The 15,465-nt window shown below is 69.0% G+C and carries 13 protein-coding genes and 5 pseudogenes; 7 read left to right on the forward strand and 11 right to left on the reverse strand.

The genetic code is table 11. The annotated features are described in order from the left end of the window. Together AB0F03_RS36125 and AB0F03_RS36130 are read right to left on the reverse strand one after the other, a co-directional pair. Positions 1 to 226: hypothetical protein (locus AB0F03_RS36125; RefSeq protein WP_362000295.1), on the reverse strand; the 226-nt coding region annotated here is incomplete at its 3' end. A 436-nt stretch (positions 227 to 662) separates the two neighbouring features. After that, a pseudogene (locus tag AB0F03_RS36130) lies at positions 663 to 1,520 on the reverse strand (RHS repeat-associated core domain-containing protein); the annotation flags it as partial. A 54-nt stretch (positions 1,521 to 1,574) separates the two neighbouring features. On the opposite strand from AB0F03_RS36130, the gene AB0F03_RS36135 reads away from it, so the two are divergent. Then, positions 1,575 to 2,390: a nucleotidyltransferase domain-containing protein gene (locus AB0F03_RS36135; protein ID WP_362000297.1), complete on the forward strand. Its 816-nt coding sequence runs from the start codon at positions 1,575 to 1,577 to the stop codon at positions 2,388 to 2,390. A gap of 429 nt (positions 2,391 to 2,819) precedes the next feature. Here AB0F03_RS36135 and AB0F03_RS36140 read toward each other — a convergent pair whose 3' ends face one another. The 3 genes from AB0F03_RS36140 to AB0F03_RS36150 all read right to left on the reverse strand — a co-directional run bounded on the left by AB0F03_RS36140 (position 2,820) and on the right by AB0F03_RS36150 (position 4,822). Then, the gene (locus tag AB0F03_RS36140) at positions 2,820 to 3,377 is read right to left on the reverse strand and encodes a hypothetical protein (RefSeq protein ID WP_362000299.1); all 558 of its coding nucleotides are present in this window, start codon (positions 3,375 to 3,377) and stop codon (positions 2,820 to 2,822) included. Positions 3,378 to 3,758: 381 nt separating this feature from the next. Next, a complete protein-coding gene (locus AB0F03_RS36145; protein ID WP_362000324.1) occupies positions 3,759 to 4,286 on the reverse strand; it encodes a transposase in 528 nt (175 codons plus the stop codon). After that, on the reverse strand, positions 4,283 to 4,822 hold the full coding sequence (locus AB0F03_RS36150; protein WP_362000301.1) for a winged helix-turn-helix domain-containing protein: 540 nt from the start codon (positions 4,820 to 4,822) through the stop codon (positions 4,283 to 4,285). Before AB0F03_RS36150 ends, AB0F03_RS36145 begins: the two co-directional genes overlap by 4 nt. A gap of 446 nt (positions 4,823 to 5,268) precedes the next feature. Between AB0F03_RS36150 and AB0F03_RS36155 the strand changes: the two genes are divergently transcribed. The 3 genes and pseudogenes from AB0F03_RS36155 to AB0F03_RS36165 all read left to right on the forward strand — a co-directional run bounded on the left by AB0F03_RS36155 (position 5,269) and on the right by AB0F03_RS36165 (position 6,580). After that, positions 5,269 to 5,445, forward strand: coding sequence for a hypothetical protein (locus AB0F03_RS36155; protein ID WP_362000303.1), 177 nt, complete (start codon positions 5,269 to 5,271; stop codon positions 5,443 to 5,445). Positions 5,446 to 5,564: 119 nt separating this feature from the next. Next, positions 5,565 to 5,888: pseudogene (locus AB0F03_RS36160) on the forward strand (Gfo/Idh/MocA family oxidoreductase); the annotation flags it as partial. Between the two features lie 275 nt (positions 5,889 to 6,163). Next, on the forward strand, positions 6,164 to 6,580 hold the full coding sequence (locus tag AB0F03_RS36165) for a hypothetical protein (protein WP_362000305.1): 417 nt from the start codon (positions 6,164 to 6,166) through the stop codon (positions 6,578 to 6,580). On the opposite strand, the gene AB0F03_RS36170 is transcribed toward AB0F03_RS36165, so the two are convergent. Continuing rightward, the gene (locus AB0F03_RS36170) at positions 6,543 to 6,878 is read right to left on the reverse strand and encodes a helix-turn-helix domain-containing protein (RefSeq protein WP_362000307.1); all 336 of its coding nucleotides are present in this window, start codon (positions 6,876 to 6,878) and stop codon (positions 6,543 to 6,545) included. The genes AB0F03_RS36165 and AB0F03_RS36170 overlap by 38 nt on opposite strands. Positions 6,879 to 7,095: 217 nt before the next feature. Here AB0F03_RS36170 and AB0F03_RS36175 point away from each other — a divergent pair, with 217 nt between their 5' ends. After that, the gene (locus AB0F03_RS36175) at positions 7,096 to 8,523 is read left to right on the forward strand and encodes an MFS transporter (RefSeq protein ID WP_362000309.1); all 1,428 of its coding nucleotides are present in this window, start codon (positions 7,096 to 7,098) and stop codon (positions 8,521 to 8,523) included. Between the two features lie 62 nt (positions 8,524 to 8,585). On the opposite strand, the gene AB0F03_RS36180 is transcribed toward AB0F03_RS36175, so the two are convergent. The 4 genes and pseudogenes from AB0F03_RS36180 to AB0F03_RS36195 form a co-directional block, all read right to left on the reverse strand. Further along, entirely contained in the window at positions 8,586 to 8,822 is a 237-nt protein-coding gene (locus AB0F03_RS36180) for an AAA family ATPase (protein ID WP_362000327.1), read from the reverse strand. Then, positions 8,823 to 9,206, reverse strand: a complete 384-nt coding sequence (locus tag AB0F03_RS36185) for a hypothetical protein (protein ID WP_362000311.1) — start codon at positions 9,204 to 9,206, stop codon at positions 8,823 to 8,825. Further along, the gene (locus tag AB0F03_RS36190) at positions 9,203 to 9,901 is read right to left on the reverse strand and encodes an HAD-IB family hydrolase (protein WP_362000314.1); all 699 of its coding nucleotides are present in this window, start codon (positions 9,899 to 9,901) and stop codon (positions 9,203 to 9,205) included. The genes AB0F03_RS36185 and AB0F03_RS36190 overlap by 4 nt, the downstream gene beginning before the upstream one ends. A gap of 125 nt (positions 9,902 to 10,026) precedes the next feature. Next, positions 10,027 to 10,304 (reverse strand): annotated as a pseudogene (locus AB0F03_RS36195) (3-oxoacyl-[acyl-carrier-protein] synthase III C-terminal domain-containing protein); the annotation flags it as partial. A 168-nt stretch (positions 10,305 to 10,472) separates the two neighbouring features. Here AB0F03_RS36195 and AB0F03_RS36200 point away from each other — a divergent pair. After that, positions 10,473 to 13,553, forward strand: a pseudogene (locus tag AB0F03_RS36200) (Tn3 family transposase). Positions 13,554 to 13,596: 43 nt separating this feature from the next. On the opposite strand, the gene AB0F03_RS36205 reads toward AB0F03_RS36200, so the two are convergent. Continuing rightward, entirely contained in the window at positions 13,597 to 14,295 is a 699-nt protein-coding gene (locus tag AB0F03_RS36205; RefSeq protein WP_362000329.1) for a cation transporter, read from the reverse strand. Positions 14,296 to 14,694: 399 nt separating this feature from the next. Here AB0F03_RS36205 and AB0F03_RS36210 point away from each other — a divergent pair. Further along, positions 14,695 to 15,465, forward strand: a pseudogene (locus AB0F03_RS36210) (hypothetical protein); the annotation flags it as partial.

Consider the following 15,465-nt stretch of genomic DNA (forward strand, 5'->3'; position numbering starts at 1 on the left):
CGGCATCACCGGAAAGGGCCTTCAACAACAGCCCTTCCACCTGATCAAGACGCACAGGAGTGAAGATCCAGTCGTTGACGCGTACTTCGGCTGTGGGTGCGGCGTGGTGACCGTACAGGGTGAACCACAGAGGGACTCGCCTGCACTGCCCTTCCCAGTTGATGGACCAGCCACCGACTTCTGTCATTTCAGGGGTGACGGTGTTCGGAGCGGCGCCAGCCCTCATGAGAGCCGATTCCACTGCTGCTGCCCATCGGGCGGGACTGCTCGGTTGCATTACAGAAACCCTCCGTGGAACCAGTCGTAGTGCCGTCGGAAGATCTTGACGCGGAAGACTGTGCGGGTCATCTTCACACCCCACTGGCGCTTGAAACCGTGAGCGCTCCAGCCCATGGCGAAGCGGGCGCCTCGGTTCCACGAACCCATGCGCCGGAGCGGTGGATGTCGCCGAAGAGACGGCTTCCGGTTCCCAGCCATCGGGAGCGGGACGCCCAAGCGCCGAAGCGGCTGGTGTAGGTCAGCGCCTTGTAAGCGCGGTACCCGCGGTAGGCCCATACGGCTTCTCCGAGGCCGGGGGTGAAGCTCGCAGCGGTGGCTGCGATGTCCCACTTGTGTCGCCAGGCCCACCTGCCCGTGCTCCGCGCCAAGCCCCGGAAGCTCCATTTCCCGTCGAGGTCGAACTGGTTGATGGGATCGCCGTTGCAGTACTCGTAGGCGTTGGCGCTGCCACCGGGGACGGGGTCGGTGGAGAGGAAGCGTCCGGTGGCGGGGCTGAAGAGGCGTACGCCCATGAGGGTGAGGCCGGTGAGGGTCTCGCTGGAGCGCTGCTTGCCGCCGAGCCAGCCGTAGCGGAAAGGATCCTGTCCGGCGCGGGGGTTGCCGTACTCGTCGTAGTCGAGGACGGTGGGCGCGACGCTGGTGTCGGTGGGCAGTTGCAGGGCGGTGTCGCCGTGCAGGTTGGACAGGGTCAGGACGGTGTCGCCGGTCTTGCTGGTGGTGGCGGCGAGGTTGCCGTCGAGGCCGTCGACGTTGCGGGTCAGCGCTCCGCTGGCGGTGTCCTCGATCGTCCAGCGGGGGTTGTCGCTGTCGGAGTCGTAGTGGTTGAGCTTGGAGGCGGTCTGCGTCCAGCTGCCGGAGGCGTTGGTTTCGGTGGTGAAGCCGCGGCGGCGCAGGGCCGAGTCCAGGGTCCAGGTCTGGCGCTGGCTCCCGGCGGTCTGCTGCTGGACCAGGTCGTTGGTGTAGTAGCCGATGGTGGAGCCGGGCAGGGCGGTGGTACGGCCGAAGGCGTCGTAGGTGTAGCCGCTGTTCACGAGCCGGTCGGCGCTGTCGTAGCTGTAGCTGGTGGTGGCCGCTCCGCTGGTGGTGCAGTCTAGGCCGACACCCGCGGTCGCGGTGGCCAGGGCCTTGCGGTCGGTGTTCTTATCGAAGGTGTAGGTGCGGGTGGTGCAGACCGCGTCGGCGGTGGTGTCCTGCACCTGGGTCAGGCGTCCGGCCTTGTCATAGGCATAGGCCTGAGATGCGCTGAGACCAGGTGTGCCGGCGTGGGTGGCACCATATGACACAGACTTGTCCATATGACAGATGAGGCCACCAGCCAGCTCCTCGACCGCTTCGTCAGCGTCGTCCGGTCAATCTTGCCTCTGGTCTCGGTGTGGGCGCACGGGTCACTCGCCGGAGGTGACTACCAGCCGGGCCGCAGCGACCTCGACCTGATCGCCGTTCTCAACCGACCGTGCACTGCACTGGAGGAACAACGACTCAGGGAGGTGCACGAGAGCCTGGGGAGTTCCATCCCCCTCGCGTCGAAGCTGCATTGCAGCTATCCCACAGCCACGGAGCTGGATGGTCCTGAACGCTCGCACGTCACCTGGGCCCACGAGGAACTCATGCGCCGGGCAGTCACACCGGTGACCAGGCGTGAGCTGCACGACTTCGGACTCGTTCTATACGGCCAAGCGCCAGCAGCCCTGCTGCCACCGGTGACCGACGGACAGCTCGCTGACTTCATCATCAACGACCTGGAGAGCTTCTGGCGACCGTCCCTGGAACACCCCGAGCGGTGGACCCGCGACATCTGGGTCGACCTCGGCCTGCTGACTCTGGCCAGAGCAACGTTGACGTTGCAGGACGGCAAGCTGATCACCAAGGCCGAGGCTCTCGACGTCCTCACCGAAATGGGAGCTCCGCCTGAGGTCGTGGACGACATCAGGCAGCGCCGCTACGGCGACCCCAGTCCAGCCACGGAGCAGTGGACCGCCCGCCGGGCGGAGCTGACACTCACCTTTCTCAAGCCCGCGATCGAGCAGATCACGACACCCGCTTCCCCTGACGGGACGCGTTGGCCAACAACCGACAACCCTGCACCCGCTGGAGATCACGCAAGGTCATAGACCAGCCCACCCTGACGGAGAACTCGCGACAGTTGAATACGCGAGCTCACCAGTACCGAGGCCGGCAGCGGCGGCATGACCGGAGCAGCGGCGGCGCCCGCCCCGGGATGTGCCTGGGGCGGACGCCGTGTCTTTGGTGGCCGGTGACCTTTGCCACCCGCATTCGCGCGGTTGGGCGCCGGCCCTTGTGTGGACGTCGGGGTGGTGCTTCGACGATCCGCGCGGGTGGGTCAGAGGCCGCCGACCTTGGCCGGGAACTTCTGGAGCGTCGCGATCACGGTGTCGGGTTCGTCCGGGTGCACCGGGTCGACCGGGTTCTGCAGCTGGAACTGGCCTCCCTCGGCGGGTACTGGGTGAGTTGAGTGCGTGGAGGCCCTGGGATCTCGGACCGCTGCCCCCGGCCGGCTAGGAGGCCGCGCTGTGGTCAGTTCAGTCCGACGGCGGCCAGCGCGGTGGTCCAGTCGGTCGCGATCGCACGGCGTGCGTCGTCGAGGGAGACCTGGCCATTGCAGACGGCGCTCTTGAGGCGGTCTCGACGGTGTCCTTATTACCCGCGGTTTTGCCGCCTGTGCTGTACCGCGGCTCGGGCCACAGGTTCTTCGGATCCCGCGGCGCGCCGCCGAGTTCCAGCGGGACGAGGTGGGCCTCCTCGTAGTCGGCCGTGCTGGTGTCGCTGTACCCGTACGCCGCGATCTGCTGGACCTTCAGCGGATTCGTGTACGAGGTCGGCGGGCGCACCGTGGACGTCCAGCCCGACACACAGATCGTTGATCCGATCGTGGCCTGCGTGACATCCGGGTTGAAGGCGCCGGGCTGGCAGAGCGGGTCCGGCAAGGGAAGGTAGGCCTGCGAACACGACGCCCCGGCCGCAGCCGAAGTCGTGGTGATGGGCGTGGTGGCGTGGGCGCTGGCCGTGCCGACCACCAGCGCACCGGTGGCGAGGACGAACGCCCCGAAGGCGGGGGCGAGTCGGCGAATCGAAGGCATGCGGGGGCTCCGTCGGATCCGGGCCCGGCTGGGTATGCCGGGCGGCTGACGGCATGACACCAGCCCCCGGGTCAAGGCGAGTAGAACCGGTGGTGAACAGCAGACGACGTGTCCAGTCGTTGCCCGACCATGGATATCCCGTGACCGGAACTTCAGGGCTCCTTGGTGGCCTCAGACCCCGAACGGGCCACCGAGCCGGCGGGTGCGGCGCGGCAGGCCCGGCCGCCGCGCAACCGGACCGAGCACGCCCCGGCCCCCGGCCGCGGCCGTACCGCCCATCCGCCCGTCCCTTACTCCTTCACTCCAGCCAGGGGACATGGGCCAAGCGTCCGCAATGGGGATGTCAGCACCACGACTACTGACCTTGAATGCGGGATGTCGTCATGGTGGCTGGCGCCGGAGGCCTGTGCCGGTGAGGCAGCCGTCGAGGACGTCGGGGCGGTACTGGAGCTGGCGTAGGCCGCGCCGGACGGCGGTGATCAGGTCGGCGGGGTCGGCGAAGGCGCGGTTGGCTGTGGTGGTGCGTCGCAGGACGGACCAGATGCCTTCGACCGGGTTGAGGTCGGGTGCGTAGGGCGGCAGTTGGAAGACGGCGAGCCAGTCGCGGTCGGAGATGTAGCGGCGCATTCCGGCCGGCAGGTGGGTGTTGAGATTGTCCCAGACCAGCACGATCGGGCCGCCGAGCTGCTGGTGTGCGGTTTGGATCAGGTCGCGGTAGTCCTTCCAGGAGAAGCTCTTGCGCCCGTCAGGCCGGGCGTCCGGGCAGGGTCGGTAGATCAGCCGCGAAGGTTCGCCGGCCTTGTAGCAGGCCAGGGCGGCTACCGATAAGCGGCGGCGGGAGCGGCCCCGCACGCGGATCACCGGGGTGTGGCCGCGGCGGGACCAGGTGCGGGTGGTCGGCGGCGTCATCGAGAATCCGGCCTCGTCCTCGATGACGAGCCAGGCGTCGAGCGCCGCCACGGTCCTTCCACGCTCGGCCAGGTCTCCTTCATCCAGCCGGCCACCAGGTTCTCGTCCCGCTCGATCGCCCGCCGGGCGGGGACCTGGCAGCTCCAGCCGTGCCGCTTGAGCAGTGCGGCTACCCCTTGCACGGTGTAACTCCTGTGGAAGCGGCGCCCGATCAGCGTCTTGATCCGTGACAGGGTCCAGGTCTGGTCCGGCCAGCCGTGTGCCACCGGGCCCTTGGCCAGCTCCCGCTCGAGCACGGCGAACAGTTCGTCACTGAGCAGCGGCAGCGATGCCGGGCCCTTGGAGGCCAGGGCCCTGGGCCCGTTCTGCGACCAGGCCCTGCGCCACCGCTGAACCGACCGGATGCTGACCCGCAGGTCGTGCGCGATGACCGCGCTCTCGTCGCCCAGGGCGAACCGCGCAGCCGCCTCCATCCTCAACTTCTCACGGAAGGTCCGCCGCTCGTCGGTCAGCCCGCCCCCTTGTGCATACCTCATGCGGTCGGCATACCGCAGGGATCATGAGGCGTCAGCCCTTACGACACCACGCTTTAAAGGTCAGTAGAAAAGCCTCAATGACGCCTCATCGCCCCAACCGAAACAGTGAGGCTAACGCCTGAAAACAGGCCACGACCAAGCCAAACACGGCCCATCCGCTATCACGCACCAACTCGTTATGACCAGCTCGGTGACGTCCCGTTAGGGTCACCGTATGGCACCGGTCGGCCGGAGAGGGCGTCCAGGAGAAGGCGGTCACCGAGCGGCTTCCGCAGTTCCACCTTCACGCTCTGCTCGATCATGTCGGCGGCGCAGGGGCCGCTTCGGACCCCGGCGATGGAGGCGTACAGCACTACATTCTCATCCGTTTCCAGGGCTTTGACGACGGGGCCATCGTCGCAGGATCCGTGTGTGGCCCTCACCGTGATGGATCGGCCGTCTGCGGCGTGGTGGCCGGCATCGAGCGGCTCCGTGAGGAGGTCGGCGGCTTCGGGACCCTACTCGTCTACGCGCAGGACTGGGCCGACTGGGAGAAGACCAAGCGGAGCTATGACCTGCTGGCCCGCTACGTCGCCCCGCACTTCACCGGCTCCACCCGGCGACTGTACGAGTCGGTGCAGTGATACCAGGACAACCGCGACCTGTTTCCGCAGCTCATCCCGTGAACCGCGCACGCCGTGCCTGCCGGCGCCGCGGGCATCTCCTGGCACGGCATCCCTCCCCGGAGTGACAGCGACACCCCATGGCCACCGAACCGATACGCATTGGCGTGATCGGCGCCTCCCCGGACCGGGGCTGGGCCGCCACCGCACACCTGCCGGCCCTGCAGCACCTGCCGCAGTACGAGATCACCGCGGTCGGTACCCGCCGGGCGGACAGTGCGCACCTGGCCGCTCGCCGGTACGGGGCGGCGCACGCCTTCACCGACCCCCGCAGCCTCGCCGCACATCCCGACGTGGAAATGGTCGCGATCGTCGTGAAGGTGCCGGACCATGCGCGGCTGGTGGAGGCGGCACTCGCGGCGGGCAAGCACGTCTTGTGCGAGTGGCCCCTTGCCCGGACCACCGAGGAGGCCGCCAAGCTCACGGCAGCCGCTCACGGAGCCGGCGTGGTGAACGCCGTCGGCCTCCAGGCGCGGCACGCCCCGGCGGTCGTCCGGGCCCGGGAACTGATCAGGCAGGGGTACGTGGGCCGGGTCACCTCCGTCAACGTGTACAGCGCGCGGGGGGTCGCGGCCGGGAGAGGGTGCCGGCGCCGTTCGTGGGGTCGAGGGTGTAGGCAAAGGCGGCAGGCAGCCGGCGGATCACACTCGACGAGGACGCTCGGCAGGTTCTTGGCGTCGTGGATGTGGGCCACCAGCGCGGCGCCGCCTTCCAGCGTCGCGTGCAGCGCAAGGCCGTCGTGTCCACTGGACCGCGGAGCGACCGCGGGCTGCAGATCAGCGGACTGGCCCTGCTCGGAGCGCAGGGGACAGAGCCGGCCCTGCAGGAGCTGCCGCTTCCCGGCTCCTGGGGCACGGCCGTGCCGGCGGACGGTCTCGATGCCGCCCAGCACACGATGGCTGTGCAGTATGCGGCTCTGGCCGCGGACATCCGCGGGGGCGACAGCCGTGTGCCCCGTTTCGCCGACGGGCTCGAGTTGCACCGGCTGCTGGACGCCGTACGGCTGTCCGCCGCAACCGGCCGCCGGCTGGAGCGCCGCGCGGGCGGGCGGTGGCCGGTCAGCTCTCCTTGGCCGCAGCGTCGACGATCGCGGTGAGCAGGCCGGGGAAGGCCTGCTCGAGGTCTTCGATGCGCAGCGCGTTCATCTTCGAGGTGCCGATGTAGTACTGCCTGATGATCCCGGCCTGGCGCAGCACCTTGAAGTGGTGGGTGCCGGTCGAGCGGGAGACGGTGATGTCGAAGGTGCCGCAGGCGATGTCCTCGGGTGCCTGGGCCAGCTGCCGGACGATGCTGCGGCGCACCGGATCGACCAGCGCGTCCAGGACGCCTTGGAGCGTGATGGCATCAGCATCGGGATGGTCGGTGATGCGCTCTGTGGTGATCCGTGCCGCCACGGCTGTCCGCCTCCTCGTCGCGTGTCGTCCCGCCATGGTACGACAGCCATCAAAAGTTGATGAGCATCAAACTTTGACAGCCATCGTCATATGGGGTTCAGTAAGAACGCGCGGTGATTCAGGCGGAGTTGGGCGGCCGCATCCCCCCGGCCGCCCTCTGCCGGCCACTCCTCAGCGGACCGCAGCCCTTCCCGACCCCTCACAGGAGTAAAAAAGCATGACCACTGTCCGAACAGGCGGAGCGCAGACCGCCGCAGGCCCCGCGGGCGGTCGGCGCGACGTCCCCAGCGGTGTGAAGATCACCGCTCTGGCCACGGGATTCGTCATGGCGACCCTGGACGTCACCGTGGTGAACGTCGCCGGAGCCACCATCCAGGAGAGCCTGGGCACCACGCTGACCCAGCTGACCTGGATCGTCGACGGATACGTCCTGACCTTCGCCTCGCTGCTGATGCTCGCGGGCGGACTGGCCAACCGGATCGGCGCGAAGACCGTCTACCTGTGGGGCATGGGCGTCTTCTTCCTCGCCTCCCTGGCCTGCGCCCTGGCTCCCACCGCCGAGACGCTGATCGCCGCCCGGCTGGTGCAGGGCGCGGGCGCGGCCCTCTTCATGCCCAGTTCTCTGTCGCTGCTGGTCTTCTCCTTCCCGGAGAAGCGGCAGCGCACCCGCATGCTGGGGCTGTGGTCGGCGATCGTCGCCACCTCGTCGGGCCTGGGGCCGACCGTCGGCGGGTTCATGGTCAGCGCCTTCGGCTGGGAGTCCATCTTCCTGCTCAACCTGCCGATCGGCGCCATCGGCATGGTCATGACCTACCGCTACATCGCCGCCGCGCAAAGCCGCGCCACCCGGCTCGCCGTTCCCGGCCACCTGATCTGGATCATCGCACTGGCCGCCGTGAGCTTCGCCCTGATCGAGGGGCCGCAGCTGGGCTGGACGGCAGATCCGGTGCTCACCGCGTACGTGGTGGCGGTGGCCGCCGCCGTGCTGCTGGTCCTCCGCGAGCGCCGTGCCGCCAACCTGGTCATGCCCTGGCAGCTGTTCCGCGGTCCCGGATTCGCCGGAGCCAACATTGTCGGCTTCCTGTTCAACTTCGCGCTGTTCGGGTCGACCTTCATGCTCGGCCTGTACTTCCAGCACGCCCGAGGCGCCACCCCCTTCCAGGCCGGGCTGGAGCTGCTGCCCATGACGATCTTCTTCCCGGTGGCGAACATCGTGTACGCACGGATCTCCGCGCGGTTCTCCAACGGCACGCTGCTGACCATCTTCCTGCTCCTTGCCGGTGCCGCCTCCCTGTCCATGGTCACCATCTCGGCGTCCACCCCCTACTGGGTCGTGGCCGTGGCGGTCGGCGTCGCCAACGTCGGGGCCGGGATCATCTCGCCCGGCATGACCGCCGCCCTGGTGGACGCCGCCGGACCGGAGAACGCCAACGTGGCCGGCTCGGTCCTCAACGCCAACCGGCAGATCGGCTCGCTTGTCGGCATCGCGGTCATGGGCGTGGTGCTGCACGCGACCAGCGACTGGGACCACGGCGCCGCGGCCTCCTTCCTCGCCGTCGGCCTCGCCTATCTCCTCGGTGGCCTCAGCGCCTGGCGGCTCATCGCCCGGCCCGAACGCCGCGGCGCCGTCGCGGCGGCCGCCTGACCGCACGCCCGCATCCCGTGCAGGGGCCCCGACCGTGTCGGGGCCCCTGCACCTGTCGCTGCTCACGCACTCCAGGTCTCGACCAGTTCCCGGCACCGACGGACCCGCTCCTGGACACTGCCGGTGACGACGTGGAACGGGATGCGCCACGCCTCCAGCGTCTCCCGCAGGAGCCGGTCGGACACGCGACGGAAGTGCTCGCTGATCGGACGGTGGCCCTCCGGCAGCGGCACGTCGGCCGGCAGGTGCACCACCAGGTCGTACGTGTCGGATGCGTGCTGCTGGGTCAGCAGGCCGATCTAGTCGGTTACTTCTTCGTACGCCGCAGTCGTAGCCGGCCGTACGGCGGTGTCGAGCCGGGCAGAGGGACCGGGCAGGCGGCCGAGTACCAGACGCACCTTCGTGTAGATCCACTCGTGCAGGACCGATCCGTCGGAGACGAACCCGTGGGAGCAGCGGGCCTCGTCCACCACCCGTTCGGTGAACCGGTGGACGGCGAGCTGGATCACCTCCGGGTCCGTGCACTCCTCCAAGGACTTGCCCGCTCCTCCCGCCGGGTCGCGCATGGCCGCGCCGTGGGTGCGCGGGAGCCCGAGCTGCCGGGACAGTTCGGTGGTGAGGGTCGTCTTGCCGTTGCCGTAGGCGCCCACGACGGCGATCCGCAAGGGGCGGCTGAGCGTCATGACCTGCTCCCCCGTGCCGTCCCCGGCAGCGGGGAGTCCTCCAGGCACCGCCAGCCGTGTGCGCGGGCATGGCGGCGCATCCGGGGGTCGTGACCGACGACGACCGGATGGCCGACGAGCTCCATGAACGGAACGTCGGACACGTGGTCCCCGTACGCGTGGGAGTCCTTCAGCGACAGTGAGCGCTCGGCGGCGAGAGCGGACACCGCAGCCGCCTTGGCCGAGCCGATCATCGGAGTCGTGAGGGCGCCCGTGTAGCGGCCGTCGTGCACCTCGGGGCGCGAGCACAGCAGGACGTCGGCACCGAGGTGCTCGGCGAGCGGTTCCAGGCAGGCGGCGAACGAACCCGACACGAGGACGGTCAGATCGCCCGCTGCGGCATGGGCGCCGAACGCGGCGAGTGCGGGCTCGTGGAAGAAGCGGGGTGTCCGGACCCGGTCGAGGAACCATCGTTCGCCTTCGGCGAGGAGACCTGACTCCTCCACTCCCGCATACACGCGGTAGTAGGCACGGCACCGGTCGGCACGGCCCGCACCGGCCTCCGCCATGGCGCGCAGCCGGCCGCGCAGTGCGGCGTACTCGGAAGGCCTGCCGCGGACGGACAGGTGGTGGGCGAGAAAGTCGAACATGGTGGTGGTGGCCGTCAGCGTTCCGTCGATGTCGAAGAAGGCCGCGGACCGTGGGACGTCGGGCACGTCTCTCCTGTCTGGCGGGAAGTGATCGGTAGGAAGTGGCCGGTAGAAGGAAGACCCGGGTGGGGAGGGCGCCGCCGGCACCCTCCCCACCCGGGTCGGTCATCGTTCCTTGCGGGAGACGTGGGACCGGCGAACGCGCTGAGCAGAACTCGGTCACCCGGCGACAGCAGCCCTTCCCGCAGGCTCGCGACAGCGCCAGGGGGATGGAGGCCGCTGAGGTGTTGCCGACTCGGTCAAGATCGATCACGGTGCGTGTGCCGTCGATGCCGAGCTGATCGGCGACGGCATGCAGGATCCGCGCGTTCGCCTGGTGCCCCACGAACCGGTCGACGGACGCCGGTGACCAGCCGGTACGGTCGAGCAGCACGCCGGCCGATGAAGCCATCCTCGTCACCGCATGTCTACAGAAAGTGCCGCTGAGATTGATCATGGTGGGTAGCACACCGGCCCGGGGTGCCGCCGAGGTTCTCGGGGAGATCGTCGCGTGGCTGTCGCTACTGGCTACGGTCCGGTCGTGCCGGTGGAATTTCTGACTGATGAGCAGGCCGAGGCGTAGGGGACGTTCACCGAGGTGCCCACGCGCCCGGAGCTGGAAAGCGGTTCTTCTTCCTCGACGATGACGACCGCGATCTGATCGCTCTGCGTCGTACGGACGCGCACCGGCTGGGGATGGCGGTGCAGATCTGCACGGTCCGCTACGTCGGCCGGTTCCTGGGTGAGGACCCGCTTGCGGTGCCGTGGGAGGCCGTGGAGTACCTGGCCGGGCAGCTCGGAATCGAGGACGCGTCGTGCGTGAAGCGGTACCCGGAGCGGCGGCGGACACCGTACGAGCACGCGGCGGAGATCCAGGAGCGGTTCAAGTACCGGGACTTCACCGATCGGCGGTGGGGCCGGGAGTTCCGCGGCTTCCTGTACGGGCGGGCGTGGACGCACGCCGAGGGGCCGGTGGCGCTGTTCAACCACGCGGTGACCTGGCTGCGGAGGAACCGGGTGCTGCTGCCTGGGGTGAGTGTGCTGGCCCGGCAGGTGTCGGAGGCCCGCGCGGTGGCCGAGCGGCGGGTGTACGAGGCGGTGGCCCGCGCGGTGCACCGTGCCGATCCCGCGCTCGCGCCGGCGCTGGCCGCCCTCTTGGCGGTGCCGGAGGGCAAGCGGGTCTCGGAGCTGGAGCGGCTGCGTACGCCGCCGGTGAAGTCGACGGGCACCGCGATGGTGCGGGCCATGGAGCGGGTGGAGGAGATCTCGGCGGTCGCGCTGGGCCGGGTGAACTTGTCGCGGGTGCCGGTGAACCGGTTGTCCACGCTGGCCCGGTACGGGCAGCTGAGCAAGGCGCAGACGATCGAGCGGGCGCCGGAGCCACGGCGCACGGCTTTGCTGACGGTGGTGCTGCGTCAGCTGGAGGCGCAGGCGGTCGATGACGCGCTGGACCTGTTCGCGGTGCTGATGGCGAACCGGCTGATCAGCCCGGCGCGGCGGGCCTCGGAGCGGGAGCGGTTGGAGATGCTGCCGCAGTTGGAGAAGGCGGCGCGCATCCTGGCGAAGGCGTCGAAGATCCTCACCGAGGAGCTGGACCTGGTCGCCGAACATGACGCGGACCTGGACGTGGCCGCGCTGTGGGCAGCGGTGGAGGAAGCGGTGCCGCGTACGGCGGTGGCCGGTGCGGTCGCGACCGTTGAGGCCCTGGTGCCGGAGGACGACGGGTCGGCCGAGGCTGCGATGCGCGAGAAGCTGGCCTTGCGCTACAACACCGTGCGCCCGTTCCTGGCGCCGCTGGGCGAGTCGGACGCGCTGGGCGCGGCACCGGCCGGGCGGCGCCTGTTGAAGGCGGTGCGCCGCTTGCCCGCGCTCTCGCGCCGGAGGGTCAAGGACCGGCCGCTGCTGCCCCGCGAGGTCGACGCCGAGCTGGTGCCCGCGATGTGGAAGCGGGCGGTGTTCTCCAACGCCAAGCTGTCCCAGGGTGCGGTTGACCGGGACGCGTACGTGGTGTGCGTGCTGGAGCAGTTGCACGGGGCGCTGAACCGGCGCGACGTGTTCGCCGCTCCCTCGAACCGGTGGGCCGACCCGCGCGCGAGGCTGCTGGATGGGGGCGCGGTGGGAGGCGATACGGACGGACGTGCTGGCGGGCCTGTCCCTGACCGAGGACGCGGGCGAACATCTGGCCCGGCTCACCCGCGGTCTGGATGCGGCGTGGCGGCAGATGGCCGACCGGTTGGAGGAGGCCGGCGACGAAGCGAAGGTGGAGATCGTCGTCCCTGAAGGCGGCGGCCGAGCCCACCTGTCGGTGGACAAGCTTGGCGCGGTGGGCGAGCCGGAGTCGCTAACGTGGCTGAAGGCCACCACGGAGGCCATGCTCCCGAGGATCGACCTGCCGGACCTGTTGTTCGAGGTGCATTCCTGGACCGGGTTCCTCGACTCCTTCGGGCATGTCTCCGACCGGCGCAGCCGCATGGAGGGCCTGCTCGTCTCCCTGGTCGCCCTGCTCGTCTCGCAGAGCTGCAACATCGGCCTGACCCCGGTGATCGACCCGGAGAGCAAGGCGCTCTCGCGTTCGCGCCTGTCTCACGTCGACCAGAACTACGTACGCGCTGACACTCTCGCCGCGGCGAACGCCGCGCTCGTTACCGTCCAGTCCCGGATCGAGCTGGCCCAGATGTGGGGCGGCGGGCTGCTCGCCTCCGTCGACGGCCTGCGCTTCGTCGTGCCCGTCAAGAGCATCAACACCGGCCCCTCGCCCAAGTATTACGGCTACAAACGGGGTGTGACCTGGCTGAATGCCATCAGCGACCAGGTCGCCGGGATCGGCGCGATGGTCGTGCGCGGCACTCTGCGCGACAGCCTTTACACGCTGGACACCCTGCTGAACCTGGACGGCGGGGTGAAGCCGGAGATGGTGGCGACCGACAACGCCTCCTACTCGGACATGGCGTTCGGGCTGTACAAGATGCTCGACTTCCGCTTCGCCCCGCGCTTCCGCGACCTCGCTGATCAGCGGTTCTGGCGGGCCGACCTGCCCGACCGCGACGACGAGCCGCCGGCCGCCGGGTACGGGCTGCTGGAGGCGGTGGCCTGCAACAAGGTCAACCTGAAGCGGATCGCCACGCACTGGTCGGACATGCTCCGGGTGGCCGGGTCGCTCATCACCAACCAGGTCCGGGCCTACGACCTGCTGCGGATGTTCGGCCGCGAGGGACACCCCACCCCGCTGGGGGCCGCGTTCGCCGAGTACGGGCGGATCGACAAGACCATGCACCTGCTCGCCCTGGTCGACCCGATGGACGACACCTACCGGCGGCTGATGAACCGGCGGCTCACCGTGCAGGAATCCCGCCATCGGCTCGCCCGTGCGATCTGTCACGGCGGCCGGGGCCAGATCCGCCAGGCATACCGAGAGGGTCAGGAGGACCAGCTCGCCGCTCTCGGCCTGGTCCTCAACGCCGTCGTCCTGTGGAACACCCGCTACCTCGACGCCGCCGTCAGGCAACTCCGTACCGAGGGCCACGACATCAAGGACGAGGACGTCGCCCGCCTCTCCCCGCTCAAGGACCGGCACATCAACTTCCTGGGCCGCTACCTGTTCAACATCAAGGCCAGCGGCCCCGGCCAGGGCCTGCGCCCCCTCCGGGACCCCGACGCCGCCGACGACGAGGACAGCTGAAGGCCCCGGCGTCGGTCGACGTCGGGGCCTTGTGTGCGGGCGGTCAGTTGCAGCAGTCGCAGCCAGGGCGGCAGCCGCACGCGTCCGCCTCGTCATCGGCGGACGGCACCAGGGCGGCGGCCGGGGCACAGCATCCCTTGCCCTGCCACGCCTCACGGCCTTCCCTGACGGTGATGACGGCGATAACCAGGGCCGCGATCGGGTCGGCCCAGGACCAGCCGAGGGCGGCGTTCAGGACCAGGCCGGGCAGCAGCACGGCCGACAGGTACGTGCACAGGAGCGTCTGCTTGGAGTCCGCGACCGCGCCGGCGGAGCCCAGTTCCCGCCGGGCGCGGCGCTGGGCAGCGGACAGGAACGGCATGATCACCAGTGACAGGGCGGCGATCACGATGCCGGGGATCGACCGCTCTGCCTCCCCGGTGCCGGAGAGCGCGCGGGTAGCGTCGACGGCGACGTAGACGGCGAGCGCGAAGAACGAGACCGCGATGATCCGCAGGGTGCGCTGCTCGCGGGCCTCACGTACGGCGTGGCCGCGGGCGGAGAACTGCCAGGCGACCGCGGCGGCGGAGGAGACCTCGATGACCGAATCGAGGCCGAAGCCGATCAGGGCGGTGGAGGAGGCGAGGGTGATGGCGAGGACCGCCTCGATGACGTTGTAGGTGATCGTGACCGCGACCAGCAGGCGTATCCGCCGGGTGAGGACGTCCCCTCGGGGAGGGGCCGAGGGATATCGATATCTCAGCGGCCAGACCCTCCAGGGGCTGCTTGGGGAGTGGGTCTCCGTCCGCAACCCCGACCTGCCCGTCGCCTCGTCGGCCTGCACGACGACCCCGGCGTGTTGCTCGCCATCCCCGGCCGCGTTGTCCGCGGTGGCCTCGTCGAGTAGCCCGGCCTCGTGCACCGCTCCCCAACCACTGCGGTGACTGTCCGGACGCCCGAAATCTGACTGGGCATCAATCGAATGCGCTCGCGAACACGCCCCGGAGCAGCGGGAATAGCGAACTGCATTGATGACTCGCGACGCCAGCTCCTCTCGACTTGCCAATGCCCGGAGGGCGACATACATTGAACGTGTCGCGCCCGGATACGCGTTCCCACTCCCTTTTCTAACGCCCATTATTATGTTGCGAGGGAGATTCTCATGGAGATCCCGGGCTATCCAAGAAATCTGCTGGATAGGCACCACGCTTGGCATGCGTTTCCCAGCGGAGCTCACGGCCTTCCGAGTCGGAGCGCCCAACCAGGGACCCCCGGCTCGGGTATTGAGTTCCTCGAGTTCCACCGCCAGTTCATCGCGGACTTCAGATCCTGGTTCGACCAGCAGGAGCCTCCGCCCGTCGATCCCAAATCACTCGAACCCTGGACCGAGGTTCCGGACGAACTGAAACGGCTTCCGGCATGGGGCCGTTGGGCGCCCGACGAGGTTCGCATCGTTAACAACCCGGGGTCGTTCGGGTCGGCGGACCAGGTCGGCATCTTCATTGAGAACGGAATTCACAATTCCTTCCTGCATAGTGCCACTGCGGACGCCTTCGGTGATGAGCTGGTCCGTGATGTGCATAGCTCACCCCAAAGTACGTACTTCTATCAGATCCACGGACTCGTCGACTTCTGGTGGAAGCACTGGGAGAGCAGCAAGGGTGGCTGGCGGCCATGGTTCCAGATCCACCCCGAGACGGTCTTCGACCACGGCAGCCAGCGGGTCACGGTGCTGGCCAGGAAGCCAGAGCAGCTGGACCTGTTCACGATCGGATTCGACAACAGAGTGTGGACTACGTTCTGGAATCCGGAACACGGCTGGAATCCATGGTTCCAGCTCCACCCCGAGACGGTCTTCGACCACGGCAGCCAGCGGGTCACGGTGCTGGCCAGGAAGCCAGAGCAGCTGGACCTGTTCACGATCGGATTCGAC

It is taken from the genome of Streptomyces sp. NPDC028722 (genome assembly GCF_040637655.1).
Lineage (GTDB): Bacteria > Actinomycetota > Actinomycetes > Streptomycetales > Streptomycetaceae > Streptomyces.

Coding starts and splice junctions, on each gene's coding strand:
- AB0F03_RS36135 (WP_362000297.1), top strand. CDS start 1,575: ATGACAGATGAGGCCACCAGCCAGCTCCTCGACCGCTTCGTCAGCGTC.
- AB0F03_RS36140 (WP_362000299.1), bottom strand. CDS start 3,377: ATGCCTTCGATTCGCCGACTCGCCCCCGCCTTCGGGGCGTTCGTCCTC.
- AB0F03_RS36145 (WP_362000324.1), bottom strand. CDS start 4,286: ATGACGCCGCCGACCACCCGCACCTGGTCCCGCCGCGGCCACACCCCG.
- AB0F03_RS36150 (WP_362000301.1), bottom strand. CDS start 4,822: ATGAGGTATGCACAAGGGGGCGGGCTGACCGACGAGCGGCGGACCTTC.
- AB0F03_RS36175 (WP_362000309.1), top strand. CDS start 7,096: ATGACCACTGTCCGAACAGGCGGAGCGCAGACCGCCGCAGGCCCCGCG.
- AB0F03_RS36185 (WP_362000311.1), bottom strand. CDS start 9,206: ATGACGCTCAGCCGCCCCTTGCGGATCGCCGTCGTGGGCGCCTACGGC.